Below are 18167 nucleotides of genomic sequence, written 5' to 3'. Positions count from 1 at the left end.
GTCCCCGATCTCCACGCCCTTGACGGCCTGGATGCCCATCACCGCCCCGGCGAGGCGGGCGTCGAGTCGTCGGTCGCCGGAAACGTGCGAGCCGAGGCCCGGCGGAAGGCCGTAGGCGAGCACCTCGACGACGCCGCCCACGGTGTCGCCGTCGCGCTGGCACTCATCGATCTCGGCGACCATCGCCGCGGAGGACGCGGCGTCGAAGCAGCGGACCGGATCGGCGTCGAGCGCGGCGACGTCGTCGGGCGTGGGCAGGGCGGCACCCTCGGGGACGGCGACGGGGCCGATCGCCACGACATGCGAGACGAGACGGACGCCGGCCACCTGCTCCAGGAGCGCCGCGGCAACGGTGCCGAGCGCGACCCGGGTGGCGGTCTCGCGGGCACTGGCCCGCTCGAGGATCGGCCGGGCGTCGTCGAGGTGGTACTTCTGCATGCCGACCAGGTCGGCGTGGCCCGGGCGGGGCCGGGTGAGCGGGCGGTTGCGGGCGATCTCCCGCGCGTCGCCGGTGCCGGCGTCCACCAGCAGCGCCTCACGCGGGACCGGGTCGGGCGACATCACGGTCTCCCACTTGGGCCACTCGCTGTTGGCGATCTCGATGGCGACCGGGCCACCCATGGTGCGCCCGTGGCGGACGCCGCCGAGGAGGCGCACCTCGTCCTGCTCGAACTTCATCCGCGAGCCGCGGCCGTGGCCCAGACGTCGGCGGGCCAGCGCGGCGCCGATGTCGGCGGTCGTCACCTCGACCCCTGCGGGAGCGCCCTCGAGGATGCCGACGAGGGCCTCGCCGTGGGACTCGCCTGCAGTCAACCATCTGAGCATGTCGACATCTTTGCACGGGCCACCGACACGCCTGCGGGGCCGTCCAAACCGACGGGGCTCGTTGCCGTCACGAGATCCTGGCGGTGGCGCGCGACCGCCAGCGCACCCCAGCGGGCGAGGTCCACCCCGCACCCCGATGGATGGGCTCCACCCCGTACCCGGCGGGCGAGGTCAGTACCGCACGTCGGTCACGGCCAGCACGGTGGCTACCGCAGCACCCAGGATCATCCACGGACCGAAGGCGATCGAGGTGGTGCGGCTCGCGCGGCGGGCGAGGTCAGTACCGCACGTCGGTCACGGCCAGCACGGTGGCTACCGCGGCACCCAGGATCATCCAGGGACCGAAGGCGATCGAGGTGGTGCGGCTCGCACGGCGGGCGATCAGTAGCCCGATGGCCCACACCCCGCCCAGGATGAAGCCACCGAGTGCGCCGGCCACCGCGTGCTGCCAGCCGAACCAGCCGAGCCAGAGCCCGAGGAGCCCGGCGAGCTTCACGTCGCCCAGGCCGAGCCCACCGGCGCGCAGCAGAGCGAGAACGAGATAGACCGCAAGGCTCACGACGGCCGTCGCCGCGGCGCGACCGAGCGCACCCCAGGCACCGCCGTCGATCGCCGCGACCAGGAGCAGCACCGTCACTGCGGCGGTCCCGCCGGCGAGGAGAACATCCGGGAGGCGGTGGGCGCGGAGGTCGACGGCCGCGAGGAAGGTCGCGACGACGGCCAGCGCAACGCCCGCAAGCAGTACTGGGACCGGTCCCTCGGCAAGCAGCCCCCCGGCCGCGGCGGCCACCAGGACGGCGACGACCCAGGTGCGCACCGACGTCAGCTGCTGACGCACCAGCGTTCGGGTCGGGACGTCGTCGGGCCTCGCCACGGTCCCCCCAGGCCGGGTGGTCGCACCCCGGTCGGTCGCCGTCCCGGGTTCGGGTGCAGACGTATCCGCCCTCGGGTCGTCAGGGGTCGTCAGCTCGGGGCCGTCCGCCTCCGCAGCCTCGCGGCTACGGTCGGCGGTCATCGGACCGGCGGAGGGAAGATCACTGGCGACTCCCCCACCGCACCACCCCGCCGGCGCCGGTCGATCTCGGCCGTGAGCGCCGACCGCATCACCTCGACGTCGGGGCTGTGGCCCGTCATGAGCCGCACCTGAGCATCGGCCTGGTGAAGCAGCATCCCCCAGCCGGGAGCGACGAGGCCGCCGGCCGCGGACCAGATCCGCACGAGCGGGCTCGGCCAGGGGTCGTAGACGACGTCGAGCAGCACCCGTCCGGCGAGGGGGCCGCCAGTGGTCGGGGTTGTGAGCGGGCCGCCAGTGGTCGGGGTTGTGAGCGGGCCGCCAGTGGTCGGGGTCGCGAGCAGGCCGGCCGCCGGCCCTACGGTCGGGTCGAGACCGAGCAACGCCGCGAGGGCGGCCGCGACGTCGTCGGCGACCCCCGCAGGCACGGTCGAGACCGCGACGTCCGCATCCGCCAACAAGCGTGCGACGACCTCGGGCGAGGCCCACGGCATCGGGAGAGCGTTCAGGCCCATCCGGGAGGCGGCCGTCGTCGCGCTGCCCGGTCCGGCGAAGTTCCGGCCGATGAGCACCGGTGCGGTGACGCCGAGCTCGCCCAGGGCGGCGAGGGCGGAGGACGCCGTCGCCCGCGCGCCCAGGATCACCGCACCCTGCGGCCGCCATCGCGCCGGTGCCGCCTCACGCAGCGTCTGCACGATGCCGTGCACATCGGTGTTGAAGCCCACCAGCGGCCCCGTACCGCCCACCCGACCAGGCTGTACGACGAGCGTGTTGACCGCCCCGACCGCCGCCGCCAGCGGGTCGACGACGTCGAGCAGGTCGAGGACGGCCTGCTTGAGCGGCATCGTCAGCGACACTCCCGCCCACCCGCCGTCGAGCTGGGCCACGATGGCCGGCAGCTCCCCCGCGGTGACGTCCTGCAGTCCGTACGCCCATGCGTCGGCCAGCCCGAGCTGGCCGTAGGCGGCCCGGTGCAACGTCGGCGAGAGCGAGTGCGCCACGGGATGACCGAGCACCGCGGCCCGGTGGGCGACTCCCGGCGCATGCACGTCCTGCCCGACCGCACCACTGCTCACGCCGGGTTCGCCGCCTGCCACTCCCGCAGCTCGGCGACATAGGCCTGGTGCTCGCTGAGCGTCGAGGCGAACTTGGTCTCGCCGGTGTCAAGGTTCACGGTCACGAAGTAGAGCCAGGTCCCCGGCGGCGGATCGGCCGTCGCGTCGAGAGCCCCGGCGCCCGGCGCCCCGATGGGGGTGGGGGGCAGGCCGGGGTGGACGTAGGTGTTGTAGGGGTTGCTCGCGTCCTGGAGCTCCGCCGAGGTGGGGCTGCCCCCGACCCTGCCGAGCCCGTACTGAACCGTGGAGTCCATCTGCAGCAGCCCGTTCACCTCACGCTGGTCGACCAGGCGGTTCTCGATGACTCTCGCGACGGGCCCGTAGTACTCGGGCAGGTTGACCTCGCGCTCGATGATCGAGGCCTTGATCAGCACGGTCTGGCGCTGATCGACCGGCACTCCCGCCTCGTCCAGGCGGGCCATGGTGAGTTCCACCATCGTGCGCAGCATCGTGGTGGCGTCATCGCCCGGCTGGAAGGAGTACGTCGCCGCGGCGAGCCAGCCCTCGGGGTTCCCGCCCGATTCGGCGGGCAGCCCGATGGCAGCGGCGTCCTGCGCCGCGGCCTGGACGTCCTCGAGCGGGATCCCCGCCACCGAGGCGATTCGCTCGTAGACCTGCTTGGCCTGGAAGCCCTCCGGCACGGTGATGGTGACCTCGGCCTTGTTGGCCGGGTCGAGGAGGGCCGCCACAGCGTCGTCCGCGGCCATCTGCTTGAGGAGCGAGTACGTGCCGGGCTGGATCCGGGCCGCGTTGACGTTGGCGTTGAACGCCTGGGTGAACGCGGGGACCGAGGCCACGACGTCGAGCTCGGTCAGCACCTCGCCCATGTCGGCACCGGTGGCACCCGTCGGGATGACGACCTCGACGGCGCCGCTGCCCGGGCCCGGGTAGTCCTCGGGTCCGGCGTCGCGCCACCCGGACACGGCGTCACGGATCACCGGGAAGGCGAGCGCGACGAGGGTGACGATCAGCACGAAGACGATCGTCATCACCACCGTGGTGCGGCGACGGCGGCGCTGGCGGCGGATTGCGCGGTCCCGGCGGTGGCCGCGACGCTCGCGCGGGCGCTCGGGCGTGAGGACCTGGTCCCCCGCGTCGTCGACGGCGAAGAGGTCGTTCACTCGCTGGTCTCCTTGTCCGCACGCGGCTCGGCGTTCCCGACGAGCTCCCCGGCGGGTTCGCCGGTGTGCCGTTCACTCTCTAGGGCGTGCTCTGCGATCATCACCGCGGCCACCTGGTCGACCACCTCCCGGTGTCGCCGTCCCGGCCGCCCGGACGCGTACAGCGCCTGATGGGCGCTGACCGTGGTCAGTCGTTCGTCGACGAGTCGCACCGGGAGGGGGAACAGCGCGGATGCGACCCGGACAGCGTACGCGCGTGCCGCTTTGGCCGATGCACCCTCCTTGCCGGAGAGGCTGCGGGGCAGCCCGACGAGGACCTCCACCGCCTCGTGCTCGTGCGCGAGCGCGACGATCTCCGCGAGGTCCGTACCGTCCTTCGCGCGCGCCACCGTACACACCGGCAGCGCGAGGATGCCGCCGGCATCCGTCCGGGCGACGCCGATGCGCACCGAGCCGACATCGAGGGCGAGCCGCACCCCGCGGCGCACGGCCGTCACTCGACCAGCAGTCCGTCGAGCGCGGCACGCACACGCTCCAGGGCCTGGGGCATCTGGTCGACGTCGGTACCCCCGCCCTGCGCGACGTCGTCCTTGCCGCCGCCGCCGCCGCCGAGGATCTGGGCGGCGGTCCGGACGAGGGCGCCGGCGCGGGCACCGGCGGCTCGGGCGGCGGTGTTGGTCGCGACGACCACCACCGGGCGCTCCTTGGCGACCCCGCCGACGACGACGACCGCCGGGGCCGCGTCGCCGAGCCGGGCCCGCACGTCGAGCGCCAGGGTGCGCAGGTCGTCCGCGGCGGACACGTCACCGGCGTCGTGCGCGACCACGCGGGCGGCACCCACCTGCGCGGCGCCGTCGGCGATGGCTCCGGCACCAGCGAGCAGGCGGGCCTGCTGGAGCGCAGCGAGCTCCTTCTCGGCGGCCTTGAGCTTGGTCATGATCGACTCGATGCGTTCGGGCAGCTCGTCCGGTCGGCTCCCCACGAGCTGGGAGACCTGGCCGACAAGGGCGTGCTCCTTGGCCTGGTAGCCGTACGCACCCGCGCCGACGAGGGCGTCGACGCGCCGCACCCCGGAACCGATCGAGGCCTCACCGAGCACGGTGACCAGACCGAGCTGGCCGGTCTGCACCACGTGGGTGCCGCCGCACAGCTCCTTCGACCAGTCGCCACCGATGGAGACGACACGGACGTTGCGGCCGTACTTCTCGCCGAACAGGGCCATCGCGCCGGCCGCGCGGGCGTCATCGATGTCCATGATCTCGTCGGTGACGTCGAGGTTCTCCGCGAGCTGGGTGTTGACGCGCTCCTCGATGTCGCCGAGCACCGATGTCGGCACGGACGAGCCGTGGCGGAAGTCGAAGCGCAGGCGGGACGGGGCGTTCTCGGAGCCGGCCTGGGTGGCCTGGTCGCCGAGGAACTCGTGCAGCGCCTTGTGCACCATGTGCGTGGCGGTGTGGGCGCGGGCGATCGCCTTGCGGCGCGCAATGTCGATCGCCGCCATGCCGCGCTCGTCGAGCGTGAGCGTGCCCTCGGTCAGCCGGCCGCGGTGCACGGACAGGCCCTTGATAGGGGCCTGGACGTCGGCGACGTCGATGATCGCCCCACCCTCGAAGGAGAGGGTGCCCTGGTCGGCGAGCTGCCCGCCGGCTTCGGCGTAGAACGGCGTGCGGTCGAGGACGACCTCGACATCGGCGGGGGCGGTGGCCGCGGTGACGGGCACGCCGTCGACGATGAGCCCGAGCACGCGCGCCTCGGCGGTGGTGTCGGTGTAGCCGATGAACTCCACCGCGCCGCCGACCTTGGCCTGCATCTCGCGGTACAGCGACGTGTCGACGTGGCCCGTCTTCTTCGCGAGGGCGTCGGCGCGGGCGCGCTGGCGCTGCTCGTCCATGAGGGTGCGGAAACCGGCCTCGTCCACGGAGACGCCCTGCTCGGCGGCCATCTCGAGCGTGAGGTCGATCGGGAAGCCGTAGGTGTCGTGCAGCGCGAAGGCGTCCTGACCGCTGAGTGACCCGGTCGTGCCCTTCGCACGGGCGACCGCCGTGTTCAGGATGGTCGTCCCGGCCGTCAAGGTGCGCCCGAACGCCTCTTCCTCGCCGTACGCGACCTGCGAGATGCGGTCGAAGTCGCGCTCCAGTTCGGGGTAGGAGTCCTTCATCGCGTCCTTGGCGGCCGGCAGCAGCACCGGCAGGGACGGCTCGTCGACGCCGAGGAGCCGCATCGCGCGGACGGCGCGCCGGATGAGGCGGCGCAGCACGTAGCCGCGGCCGTCGTTACCGGGGCGAACACCGTCGGCGATGAGCATCATCGCGGAGCGGACGTGGTCGGCGACAACCCGCATGCGGACGTCGTCGTCGTTCTTGGAGTTCTGGCCGAAAGCGTAGGCGCGGCCGGAGAGCTGCTCCGCGGCCGCGATGACGGGGTAGACCTCGTCCGTCTCGTACATGTTCTCTTTGCCCTGGAGCAAGAAGGCCAGACGTTCCACGCCCAGGCCGGTGTCGATCGCCTTGGCGTCGAGCTCACGGATGAGCGGGTAGTCCTTGCCGCGGCCCGGGCCGCGCAGGTACTGGTCGAAGACGAGATTCCAGATCTCGACGAAGCGGTCGCCACCGGTGTCGACCTGGGGGCCGCCGTCGGGGCCGTACACGGGCCCGCGGTCGTAGTGGATCTCCGACGTCGGCCCGGCGGGGCCGGGCTGCCCGGTGTCCCAGAAGTTCTCCTCGCGCGTCTGGAACTGCAGCCGCTCGGGCGGCAGACCGATCTTGTTCAGCCAGACGTCCTTCGCCTCCTCGTCCTCCGACCAGCAGGTGATCCACAGTTTCTCGGGGTCGAGGCCGTAGCCGCCGTCCTCAAGTGAGGAGGTGAGCAGTTCCCACGCGTACGTGATCGCCCCCTCCTTGAAGTAGTCGCCGAAGGAGAAGTTGCCGGCCATCTGGAAGAACGTGCCGTGCCGGGTGGTCTTGCCGACCTCTTCGATGTCGTTCGTGCGGATGCACTTCTGCACAGAGGCCGTCCGCGGCCAGGGCGCCTTCTGCGTACCGACGATGTACGGGATGAACGGCACCATGCCGGCGATCGTGAAGAGGATCGACGGGTCGGGCGAGACGAGGGGGACGCTCGGCACGATCTTGTGGTCGTGCTTGGCGAAGTAGTCCAGCCAACGGGTGCGAATCTCTGCGGTACGCATGGTTCCTCGGGGTTCAGGCCATCGGGCGGTTCTGGTTCGACGGGCGAGCTGGGCGGCAGTGGGATCTGGGCGGTGCGGCGGGAGCGACTGAGCGGTACGCGGGCTGTCGGGCATGGGTGCTGCGGTGCGGACGCCCGGCGGGTGCCTTGCCGACGGGCTCAGCCCGGACCACGGGCACCGCACCCGACGCGCTCAGACCCCGTACGAGAGGTCGTCGTCCTCGTCGAAGGCGCCGGGCGCGGCGGGGCGGCCGCCACGCTCGCGGCTGCGCGTGGCGCGGGCAGCGGCGACGTCCTCCTCGCCCGGCAGGAGCGCCGCGCGCAGCTCCGCCTCGCGCTGGTGGTACGCCGCCGAGAAGTCCTCCGGCAGGCTCCGCAGCCGCGCCAGCAGGGACGGGACGCGGCCGACGGCGAGAGCCACCCCGGCGACCGTGACCAGCCCGATGCCCAGGAGGGCGACGCCGACGATCGTGCGCGCGCGCATGTCAGCGGCCCTTCCGGGTGAACACCGACCGCACGGCATAGGAGAAGGCGGAGAGCTTGATGAGCGGTCCGCCGACGCTCGCGGAGACGAGGGTGGTCAGCGCGGCGACGTCCTCGGTGACCTGGCTCGCGGACGTCGTGATCGTGTCGACCTTCTCGAGCTGACCGTTGGCCGCCTTGATGGTGGCCACGGCCTCGTCGATCGCCGGCAGCGTGTGGTCGGTGACCTGCTTGACGGTGCCTCGGGCCTCGTCGAGCACCTGGCCGAGCTTGAGCAGCGGCACGGCCAGCACGACGACGAGGGCGACGAAGGCCAGCGCCGCGATCAGTCCGGCGATGTCTCCGACCGACATGGTGGTGCTCCTTGGGACGAGTGGATGAGTCGCGATCCGGGCGTCCATCCGTGCGGCGCCCTGACCTGCTACGAGATTACCCGTAGACAGCGACACCCCGGGTACCGGCACAGGCCGGCTGCCCGGGGCGCAGCGGTTCGGATCAGATCCGGATCAACGGGAGTAGTACTCCACGACGAGCTGCTCGTCACAGGTCACGGGGACCTCCACGCGGCGCGGGCGGCGCTTGAGCTCGGCCTGGAGCTTGGTGATGTCGACCTCGAGGTACTCGGGCAGGTTCGGCAGCACGTCGCGGTGTGCGCCGGCGGCGGCGACCTGGAACGGCACCATGGCCTGGCTCTTCGGCTTGACCTGGATGACCTGGCCGGGCTTCACGCGGAAGGACGGGCGGTCCACGAGCTTGCCGTCCACGAGGATGTGGCGGTGCACGACGGCCTGACGGGCCTGGGCGATGGTGCGGGCGAAGCCGGAGCGCAGGACGAGGGCGTCCAGGCGCATCTCGAGCAGCTCGACGAGCGACTCGCCGGTGAGGAACTGCTCGCGGCGGGCCTCCTCGAAGACCCGCTGGAGCTGAGCCTCGCGGATGCCGTACTGCGCGCGGAGGCGCTGCTTCTCCTTGAGCCGAACGGCATAGTCGGACTCGGTACGGCGACGGGCGCGACCGTGCTCACCGGGGCCGTAGGGGCGCTTCTCGAAGTACTTGACGGCCTTCGGGGTGAGCGCGATGCCGAGGGCGCGCGAGAGGCGCACCTGGCGGCGGGTACGAGACACTGCCATGTTGTGTTCTTCCTGTCGTGTTGACGTCACACCGGGCGGGCGGAATCGCCCGTCGGCGTGGGATCGACCGTTGTGGCCATGACCCCAGGTGGTTACCGTGCCGACGCGAGGCGTGGCGGGCAACCGGGTGAGACTACCATCTCCCCTTCCCGGGCATCCTGACCGGGGCGCCATGGCGCGGCTGCGCGCCGATCACCATGGCGTGGTGGTCCGCAGGCTCACCGACCGTCGAGGATCTGGCGGATCCGCTCCAGTCGCACGGTGATGTCGCGCTCGTGACCATACGTCGTCGGCTGGTAGTAGCGGCGGCCCACGAGCTCGTCGGGTGGGTACTGCTGGGCCGCGATGCCGTGCGGGTGGTCGTGCGCGTACAGGTAGTCCACGCCGTGCCCGAGATTCTTCGCACCGGCGTAGTGGGAGTCGCGCAGGTGGAGGGGGACGGGGCCGGCCCGGCCCGCCTCGACGTCGGCGATGGCGGCGTTGATGCCGTTGTACGAGGCGTTGGACTTCGGGGCGGTCGCCACATGCACCACGGCCTCGGCAAGGATGAGGCGTGCCTCCGGCATGCCGATCATCGCGACCGCCTGGGCTGCGGCGACGGCGGTCTGCAGTGCGGACGGGTCGGCCATCCCGACGTCCTCCGCCGCGGCGATGACGATCCGCCGGGCGATGAACCGGGGATCCTCCCCCGCCACGACCATGCGGGCGAGGTAGTGCAGCGCGGCGTCGACATCGGAGCCGCGCATGGACTTGATGAACGCGCTGGTGACGTCGTAGTGCTGGTCGCCGCCCTTGTCGTACCGCACCGCGGCGACGTCGACCGCCCGTTCGACGGCCTCGACGGTGATACGCGTCGCGGTGTGCCCGTCCGCCCTCGAGGCCTCGACGGCGGTGGTGACCTCGGCGGGGCCGGGTGCCGCTGTGGCCGTGGTGACCTCGGCGGGGCCGGTGTCGATCGCGGCGGTGGTGGCCTCGGCGGCGCCGGCAGCGGCCTCCAGGATCGTCAGCGCCTTGCGGGCGTCCGCACCGGCCAGACGGACGAGGTGATCGGCGGCGCCGTCGTCGAGCGTGACCGTCCCGGCGAAGCCGCGCTCGTTGGTCAGCGCACGGGCGACGAGGGCGCGCACGTGCTGCTCCTCCAGTGGCCGTAGCGTGAGCAGCAGCGATCGCGACAGCAACGGTGAGATCACCGAGAAGCTCGGGTTCTCGGTCGTGGCCGCGACGAGCGTCACCCAGCGGTTCTCCACGCTGGGCAGCAGCGCATCCTGCTGCGACTTCGAGAACCGGTGTACCTCGTCGATGAAGAGGACGGTCTCCTCCCCTGAGGTGACGAGGCGGCGCCGCGCCGCCTCGACCACCGCGCGCACGTCCTTGACCCCGGCAGTCACTGCAGACAGCTCGGTGAACCGGCGGCCCGAGACGTGGGCGACGAGGTACGCCAGGGTGGTCTTCCCCGTCCCCGGCGGGCCCCACAGCACCACCGACGACGGCGCGATGCGACGTTGCCCGGCGTCCTGCGGCTCGACCAGGCGGCGCAGCGGCGAACCGGGTTCGAGGAGGTGCTCCTGGCCGAGGACCTCCTCGAGACTGGCGGGACGCATCCGGACCGCGAGCGGTGCGCCCGCACGCACGGCCGGCACGCCCGCGCTGTCCGCACCGGCTGCATCGAAGAGATCCACGTCGCGAGCCTACGTCGAGGTGCCGACGTGACCGGCCCAGCACCACCGACCCGACCGTTGCGCACACGGCCGAGACGGCCGTCCCAGCACGACCGGCCTGAGGTTGCACACGCAGACGCGGCCGGCCCAGCACCACCGACCCGACCGTTGCGCACACGGCCGAGACGGCCGTCCCAGCACGACCGGCCTGAGGTTGCACACGTAGACCCGGCCGTCCCAGCACGACCGGCCTGACCGTCGCGCACGCCGGTGACGCCGGTCGTCGCGTGCCCGGGAGGCCACCGTGCGCAGCGCACTGCCCGGCGCTGCGGTCGACCAGTGCCAGACTGACCCCGTGTTTGCGTACCTTGGACGACTGACAACACGCCGTCCCCGCATCGTGGTGACGGTCTGGCTCGCCGGCGTGCTGCTCGCGGTGCTGGCAGCGCTCACCGGTGTGGGAGGCGATGGCCTCTTCGACCGGCTCCGGACGGGCGAGCCCTCCGTGCCGGGGTCGGAGAGCCAACAGGGCGGGAAGATCCTCGTGGAAGCGGCTACGACCGGGGAGCAGATCTCCCTCGTGGTCCAAGGACTCGATCTGGCCACTCCGGAGGGCGCCCAGGGGGTCGCCGACGCGCTCGCCCCCGCCCACTCCGACCTGGCCGCCGTCGAGGGTGTCGACCAGGTCGTCGACCCGTTCCTGCTCCCCGACATGCTCGCCAACCCCGCCGCGGCCGGGCTCGTCTCCACAGCCCGGGACGGATTCCTGCTGGTCGTGATGCTCGAGGACGAGCTCTCCGCCGACACGCGCGAGGCCGCCCACGACGCGGTGGTGGCCCGGCTCGATGAGGTCCCCGGCGAGCTCGCAGCGGTCGCGCCGACGGCGAGCGGGATTGTCAGCTCACCCACGATCATGGCGGACGTCATCATCGACCAGGTCCGGGCGGACCTGGTGACCGGCGAGATGGTGGCCCTGCCCGTCGCGCTGCTGCTCATGGTGCTCGTCTTCGGTGGGTTCCTCGCTGCCGGTCTGCCACTCATCGGTGCGCTGGCGTCGATCACCTCGGGCCTGGGGGCACTGCTGGGCCTGACTTACGTGATGGACATCGACTCGTTCGTCATCAACGTGGTGACGGTGCTCGGCCTCGGCCTCTCGATCGACTACGGCCTGTTGATCGTCTCGCGCTACCGCGAGGAGATCCACAAGCTCGCCGGCGCGCAGCAGCAGGAAGACCCAGCCGGCGGTCCCTCCGCCGCACGGTCCCGCCGGCGACGGCGCCGCCACGGTCCCTCCCCGCTCGTCGAGGAAGCGGTGGTGACGACAGTCACCACCGCCGGCCGGACCGTCGTCTTCTCGGCGTTGACCGTCGCCTTCGCAGTAGCTGGACTGCTCGTGCTCCGCCCCGACGTGCTGCGGTCCATCGCCGCCTCCGGCGTCGCCGTCGTCATCCTGGCCGTGTTGTCGGCCGTGACGCTGATCCCTGCGCTGATGACACTGGTCGGTGAGCGGATGCTGCGCCCCTCGCTGCTGTCCCGGGTGCCGGGACTCCGGTCCGTCGTCGCCCGGCTCGGGGACGCCGCGCCGGAGGAGGGCTTCTTCTCCCGGCTCGCCCAGCGGGTGCAGGCGCACCCGTGGCTGGTCCTCGTCGGCGTCCTGGCCCTGCTGGGGTTGCTCGCCTCCCCGGTGCAGGGCCTGGCATTGCGCAACTCGACGGTGGAGCTGCTGCCGTCCGACTCCGATCAGCGTGACTACATTGCCGTCCTCGCTGCGGACTACCCAGGTTCGTCCGCGCCCGACGTCACCATCGTGGCGGACGGCACGCTCGCGGAGGTGACCTCCTGGTCGGCCGAGGTCAGCGCCATTGAGCACGTGCGCGACCTCGCCCCCCCGGTGGTGACGGGCGAGTACACCGTGCTCAACGTGTTCGTGGACACGAACGACCCGGGTGGCGAGGAGGCCACCGCCGTCGTCGACGACGTCCGCGCCCTTGATCCGGGGTTCCAGACCTGGGTGGTGGGTCAGGCGGCGAACCAGGCCGACTTCACCGCCGCGCTGCTGGACGGGCTGCCGATCGCGGCGACGATCATCGTGCTGGCCGTGTTCGTGCTGCTGTTCCTCATGACCGGTTCGTTGCTCGTGCCCTTCAAGGCGATCCTCATCAACGCGATCTCGCTCTCGGCGTCGCTCGGGGTCACCGTGTGGGTGTTCCAGGCGGGGCACGGGGCGGGGCTGCTCGGCTTCACCCCGGTGGCCGGGCTCGAGTCCTACGTGGTGGCCGTCGCGCTCGCCTTCGGGTTCGGCCTCGCGATGGACTACGAGGTGTTCCTGCTCTCACGCATCAAGGAGTTCTGGGACGCCGGGTTCAGCAATGACGAGTCGGTCGTGCGCGGGTTGCAGCAGTCCGGCCGGATCATCACGTCCGCAGCGCTGATCATCGTGTCCGTGTTCGGCGGCTTCGTGGCGGGCGACCTGATCGTCATCAAGCAGGTTGGGGTGGCGCTCGCCGTGACGGTGCTGATCGACGCGACGCTCGTACGCATGCTGCTCGTACCGGCGACGATGACGCTGCTCGGGCGTTGGAACTGGTGGGCTCCCGCGCCGCTGCGCCGGTTCTACGACCGCTTCAAGATCGTCCACTGAACCTCGCGCGGTCCTTACCGTCGGCAACCAGCTCCCGCCGACTCGTCACCACCGCCGGCCCAACCACACCCCCGCGCCACCACCGGTGGCGGAGGTGTCCTCGCCTGGTGAAGACTGCGTGGATGGCACGCTACCTCGACGTCCACCCCCAGGACCCCCAGCCCCGACTCATCGCCCAGGCGATCGACATCGTCCGCGACGGCGGTCTGATGGCGTATCCCACGGACTCGGGCTATGCGATCGGGTGCACGCTGGGCAACAAGGCGGGTCTTGACCGGATCCGCGTGCTGCGTCAGCTCGACGCACGCCACCATTTCACGTTGGTGTGCCAGAACTTCGCCCAGCTCGGCCAGTTCGTGGTGGTGGACAACGCCGTGTTCCGGCTCATCAAGTCGACCACGCCCGGGCCGTACACCTTCATCCTCCGCGGCACGCAGGAGGTCCCACGGCGGATGCTGCACCCGAAGAAGCACACGGTCGGCGTGCGCATCCCTGATCACCGCACGGCACTGGCTCTCGTGGCGGAGCTCGGCGAGCCGATCCTGTCGAGCACGCTGATCCTGCCTGGCCAGGAGGCGCCGATGACCGACGGCTGGGCGATCGAGGAAGAGCTCGACCACCAGCTCGACGTCGTCGTCGGTTCCGATGTCGACTCCGCCGAGCCGACCACCGTCGTCGACCTGACCTCGGGTGCCCCGGAGGTGCTACGCGCAGGCGCAGGCGACCTCTCCCGGTTCGAATGACCCGGGTCCGCCCCAGCCTCAGAAGGGCGGGGCGGGTGCTTGCTCTGCCGGGATGACGCCGGCGAGCGGTAGCACCGGTTCGGACCAGCGAGGCGGCTCGGTGGAAGGCCTCCCCGCTCCACCGCGTCGAGTGTCGGTCACGCCTGCCCCCGGTGGCGCACCGCCCGGATCGGCCCGCCGTTGAGCACCCTCCGGATCGGCCCGCCGTTGAGCACCCTCCGGATCGGCCCGCCGTTGAGCACCCTCCGGATCGGCCCGCCGTTGAGCACCCCCCGGATCGGCCTGCCGTTGAGCACCCCCCGGATCGGCCCAAGGACGTCTTGCCCGGTCGGGAGGGGTGGTGTCGCGTCCGGTAGGTGGCCATGAGGCGACGAGTGCGGCGAGTTCCGCATCACCGGTGGGCGCGCGCCCGTCACCGGCGTCCGCGTTCACATCCACTTCCACGGCCACGGCCGCGTCCGTTGTCGTGTTCGTGGCGGTCCCGCTGGCTGTGACCGAGCGCCGCTTGCGCCGGGATCTGCGCTCGGGACGGTGGGTGGTACCGAGCAGGGCTCCGTCGGCACCGTAGAACCCGAACCCGTCCGTCAGGGTGACCACGGTGATGTTGTCCCGGTGGATCACGTGGTGGTGGTACGAGCACGCGCACATCCCGTTCTCCATGGACGTCACTCCGCCGCGGGAGACCCAGACGAGGTGGTGCACCTCGCACCAGGTGGCACGGATGCCACACCCGGGCCACATGCACCGTCGGTCCCGGCTCACCACCGCCCGCCGCAGCTCCCGCTCGTAGGTGCGCTGCGTCATCCCGACGTCCAGGACCTGCGAGTCGGCGTCCATGACGACACGAGTCATCTCACAGTCGCACATCAGCCGCTCGAGCTCACCCAACGGCACCACCGTGCCGTCCTCGAGCTCGGCCGGTGCCACGGCCGGCCACGCCGGCTTCCCGCCGTCCGGCGCCCGCCCGAGCGTGCAGCCCATTGCCGACATGGACCTTGCGGTGGTCTTGCCGGTGGCCTCGAGGTCGCCCACCGCCTGAGGTGCGCCGTCCGGCCCCAGTCCGAGTCCCGCACCGGGCCAGGCCCTCGCGTCCACGGCCGCCCCGAGCGCACCCTCCGCCTCGAGCCGGTGGCGCCGCACCGCCGCCCAGGTCTCCTCCTCGACCAGCACCGACAGATGTGGCCTGATCTGCGCCCCGGTCAGGTCCGCCCCGACCTGCAGCACCCGCGACGCCATCGTCACCAGCGCATCCGCCCGCCGCTGCTCACGCGAGCGGGCGTCATCTACCGCCGGCTTGCCCACGATCGCATCGAGGGCGTGGTCCACGATCGCACCACCCACTGCGTCCAGGAACCACTCACCCGTCCGGCCCCCGGCTCGCGCACTCGTCCGGACCGAACGACGCCGCCACACCGCCTCGAAACTCTCCTGCGCGGCGGCCGCGTCGATCTCCGCAGCAACCTTCTTCGCCTCCCTGGCCAGCTCTGGCGCGGTGAGCTTCTTCCCTCTCGCCACCAGCTCGGCGGCCCCGCCCGACTCCAGGACGGCTTTCACCTCCGGGGAGGCGTCCGCCCGCAGTCGGGCCAGCGCCCGCGCGTGCTCGAGGTTCAACTCACCCGTCTCCACCGCCGCCGCGACCTCGGGCATCGCCGCCAGCCCCTCGGCCACACGGATCTCCCCCAACGCGCTCCCCCGCCCGGTCCCGGTCACGCGCGCCCGCCAGTCCGCGTAGTCCCGGTCCCGGGACGTGCCCCACCGCCCGTCCTCCCGGTGCGCCAGCAGCACACGGCCCCGCGCCAGCGTCAGATCACGGATCAGTGTGTCGATCCCGTTGATGACGGCTTCACGGTCCTCGTGTGCCCAACTCGATGCCCCACCACCCTCACCGCACGCCGCACGGATGCGTCCGACCACCCCCAGCGCCTCGCCGAGGTGTGTCCGCACCGTCGCGGCCGCAGCCGATCCACTCTGCCCCAGGGTCGTGGCACGGTCCGGAGATCCGGCGCCCGCGGCGAGGTCGTCCCGGGCACCTTCGGGCTTGCCCGCCTGTTCCTCCACGACCCCACCCCCTCGGCTTCGAACTGATGTATGAAGCCTAGGAGATCCCGCTGACATCGGCACCCTGCATGGGAACCCTGTGGACAACGACGGTGCCGTGGCTGGTCACAGGCCCGTGCGGGGAACGGCGCGCAACGACAAGGCACGAAGCGGAGCAGGTGCGCAGCGTCGGTGAAGAGGCACGGCGGCCCGGGAAGAGCGCAAACTCCGCCCGGGCCGCCGAGTCCGGTCGCGCGTGCCGCGCCGTCAGGCAGGCTCAGCGACCGCATCGACAGGCTCCCCCGCAACCTGGGGTCGACAGGCTCCCCCGCCACCTACGGCTGGGCGTCCACCCCCGCCACCTACGGCTGGGCGTCCACGGCCGCCACTTACGGCTGGGCGTTCACGGCCGCCACCTTCGGCTGGGCGTCCACCCCCGCCTCCTTGCGCTGCTGCGGCGTGATCGGCGCCGGTGCCTGGGTCAGCGGGTCGTACCCACCGCCGGACTTCGGGAACGCGATGACATCGCGGATCGACTCGGACCGGGTCAGCAGCGAGACGATCCGGTCCCAGCCGAACGCGATGCCGCCATGCGGCGGCGCGCCGAACTTGAACGCATCGAGCAGGAAGCCGAACTTCTCCCGGGCCTCCTCCTCACCGAGCCCCATCACGGCGAACACCCGCTCCTGCACGTCCCGCCGGTGGATACGGATCGAGCCACCGCCGATCTCGTTGCCGTTGCACACGATGTCGTACGCGTACGCGAGCGCCTCGGCCGGGCTCTCCTCGAAACGTTCGATCCACGCCGGCGTAGGGGACGTGAAGGCGTGGTGCACGGCGGTCCAGTTCCCGTGCCCGACGGCGATGTCGTCGTCCTCGCCGGTCGGCTTGAACAGCGGCGCGTCGACGACCCACACGAAGGACCAGGCGTTCTCGTCGATGAGACCCACGCGCTTGCCGACCTCCAGGCGGGCGGCGCCCAGCAGCGCACGCGCCTCGGCGGCCTGGCCGGCCGCGAAGAAGATGCAGTCGCCGGGCTGGGCGCCCACCGCCGCGGCGAGACCCTCCCGCTCGGCCTCGGAGATGTTCTTCGCCACCGGACCGCCGAGAGTGCCGTCTTCCGCGATGGTCACGTAGGCGAGACCCTTCGCCCCGCGCGACCTCGCCCAGTCCTGCCAGGCGTCGAAGGTGCGGCGCGGCTGCGCGGCACCGCCGGGCATGACGACGGCCCCCACGTACGGGTTCTGGAACACACGGAACGGAGTGTCCGTGAAGTACTCGGTCAGGTCGGTGAGCTCGAGGTCGAAACGCAGGTCGGGCTTGTCGGTCCCGTACTTCTCCATCGCGTCCTTGAAGGTCATGCGGGCGATGGGGCGCGGGATCTCGTAGTCGATCAGCTTCCACAGCTCGGCGAGGATCTCCTCCCCGACGGCGATGACGTCGTCCTGCTCGACGAAGCTCATCTCGACGTCGAGCTGGGTGAACTCTGGCTGACGGTCGGCGCGGAAGTCCTCGTCGCGGTAGCAGCGGGCGATCTGGTAGTAGCGCTCCATGCCGCCCACCATGAGCAGCTGCTTGAAGAGTTGCGGCGACTGGGGCAGTGCGTACCAGCTCCCCGGCGAGAGCCGGGCCGGCACCAGGAAGTCGCGCGCACCCTCCGGCGTCGACCGGGTCAGTGTGGGCGTCTCGATCTCGACGAAGTCCTGGGCGTCGAGGATGCGGCGCGCTGCCTGGTTGACCTTGGCACGCAGGCGGAGCGCGTGCGCGGGAGCCTTGCGGCGCAGGTCGAGGTAGCGGTACTTCAGGCGCACCTCCTCACCCACCTGGCCGGCGTCGTCGGCGTGCTCGGACACCTGGAAGGGCAGTGGCGCCGCCGCATTGAGCACGACGACGTCGCTCGCGATGACCTCGATCTCGCCGGTAGGCAGGTTGGGGTTGGCGTTCCCCTCGGGCCGACGCGAGACCTCGCCGGTGACCTGGAGGACGAACTCGGCGCGCAGCTCATGCGCGACGTCCTCGTCACGGATGACGACCTGGGCGATGCCGGAGGCGTCGCGCAGGTCGATGAAGGCGACGCCGCCGTGGTCACGACGGCGGTCGACCCAGCCGGTAAGCGTGACGGCGGTGGAGATGTCGGCGGCGCGCAGGGAGCCGGCGTTGTGGGTGCGGAGCACGGGGATCCTTCCGAGTGTGTTCGAACGCACCGCTAGACGGGC

Annotated in this window: 14 protein-coding genes; 2 read left to right on the top strand and 12 right to left on the bottom strand. The window is 71.7% G+C overall.

Annotation, left to right across the window (positions count from 1 at the left end):
• The 10 genes from aroC to ACYC1Z_RS02200 form a co-directional block, all read right to left on the bottom strand.
• A partial coding sequence (gene aroC, locus ACYC1Z_RS02245; protein ID WP_461407932.1) for a chorismate synthase occupies window positions 1-825 on the bottom strand: 825 nt, incomplete at its 3' end.
• A 277-nt stretch (window positions 826-1102) separates the two neighbouring features.
• The gene (locus ACYC1Z_RS02240) at window positions 1103-1663 is read right to left on the bottom strand and encodes a prepilin peptidase (RefSeq protein WP_461407931.1); all 561 of its coding nucleotides are present in this window, start codon (window positions 1661-1663) and stop codon (window positions 1103-1105) included.
• Window positions 1664-1836: 173 nt separating this feature from the next.
• Window positions 1837-2913, bottom strand: coding sequence for a shikimate dehydrogenase (locus tag ACYC1Z_RS02235; protein ID WP_461407930.1), 1077 nt, complete (start codon window positions 2911-2913; stop codon window positions 1837-1839).
• Window positions 2910-4073, bottom strand: a complete 1164-nt coding sequence (mltG, locus tag ACYC1Z_RS02230; RefSeq protein ID WP_461407929.1) for an endolytic transglycosylase MltG — start codon at window positions 4071-4073, stop codon at window positions 2910-2912. The genes ACYC1Z_RS02235 and mltG overlap by 4 nt, the downstream gene beginning before the upstream one ends.
• Window positions 4070-4570 (bottom strand): Holliday junction resolvase RuvX, encoded by a 501-nt coding sequence (gene ruvX, locus ACYC1Z_RS02225; RefSeq protein WP_461407928.1) that lies wholly within the window; start codon window positions 4568-4570, stop codon window positions 4070-4072. The genes mltG and ruvX overlap by 4 nt, the downstream gene beginning before the upstream one ends.
• Entirely contained in the window at window positions 4567-7260 is a 2694-nt protein-coding gene (alaS, locus tag ACYC1Z_RS02220) for an alanine--tRNA ligase (protein WP_461407927.1), read from the bottom strand. Before alaS ends, ruvX begins: the two co-directional genes overlap by 4 nt.
• Before the next feature lie 192 nt (window positions 7261-7452).
• Entirely contained in the window at window positions 7453-7743 is a 291-nt protein-coding gene (locus tag ACYC1Z_RS02215; protein ID WP_461407926.1) for a hypothetical protein, read from the bottom strand.
• Between the two features lies 1 nt (window position 7744).
• Window positions 7745-8095: a DUF948 domain-containing protein gene (locus tag ACYC1Z_RS02210; RefSeq protein WP_461407925.1), complete on the bottom strand. Its 351-nt coding sequence runs from the start codon at window positions 8093-8095 to the stop codon at window positions 7745-7747.
• A 153-nt stretch (window positions 8096-8248) separates the two neighbouring features.
• Entirely contained in the window at window positions 8249-8872 is a 624-nt protein-coding gene (gene rpsD / locus ACYC1Z_RS02205; protein WP_461407924.1) for a 30S ribosomal protein S4, read from the bottom strand.
• Window positions 8873-9090: 218 nt separating this feature from the next.
• Window positions 9091-10551: a replication-associated recombination protein A gene (locus ACYC1Z_RS02200; protein WP_461407923.1), complete on the bottom strand. Its 1461-nt coding sequence runs from the start codon at window positions 10549-10551 to the stop codon at window positions 9091-9093.
• Window positions 10552-10885: 334 nt separating this feature from the next.
• Here ACYC1Z_RS02200 and ACYC1Z_RS02195 point away from each other — a divergent pair, with 334 nt between their 5' ends.
• On the top strand, window positions 10886-13171 hold the full coding sequence (locus tag ACYC1Z_RS02195) for an MMPL family transporter (RefSeq protein WP_461407922.1): 2286 nt from the start codon (window positions 10886-10888) through the stop codon (window positions 13169-13171).
• 122 nt (window positions 13172-13293) lie between these two features.
• Window positions 13294-13914: an L-threonylcarbamoyladenylate synthase gene (locus ACYC1Z_RS02190; RefSeq protein ID WP_461407921.1), complete on the top strand. Its 621-nt coding sequence runs from the start codon at window positions 13294-13296 to the stop codon at window positions 13912-13914.
• Between the two features lie 18 nt (window positions 13915-13932).
• On the opposite strand, the gene ACYC1Z_RS02185 is transcribed toward ACYC1Z_RS02190, so the two are convergent.
• Complete coding sequence (locus tag ACYC1Z_RS02185) at window positions 13933-15972, bottom strand: HNH endonuclease signature motif containing protein (protein ID WP_461407920.1); 2040 nt, start codon at window positions 15970-15972, stop codon at window positions 13933-13935.
• Between the two features lie 368 nt (window positions 15973-16340).
• Window positions 16341-18125, bottom strand: coding sequence for an aspartate--tRNA ligase (gene aspS / locus ACYC1Z_RS02180; protein ID WP_461407919.1), 1785 nt, complete (start codon window positions 18123-18125; stop codon window positions 16341-16343).
• Between the last annotated feature and the right edge of the window lie 42 nt (window positions 18126-18167).

This window comes from Georgenia sp. (assembly GCF_054605595.1).
Note: the sequence above shows the minus strand (reverse complement) of the source record. Positions and strands in the feature narration are given on the sequence as shown.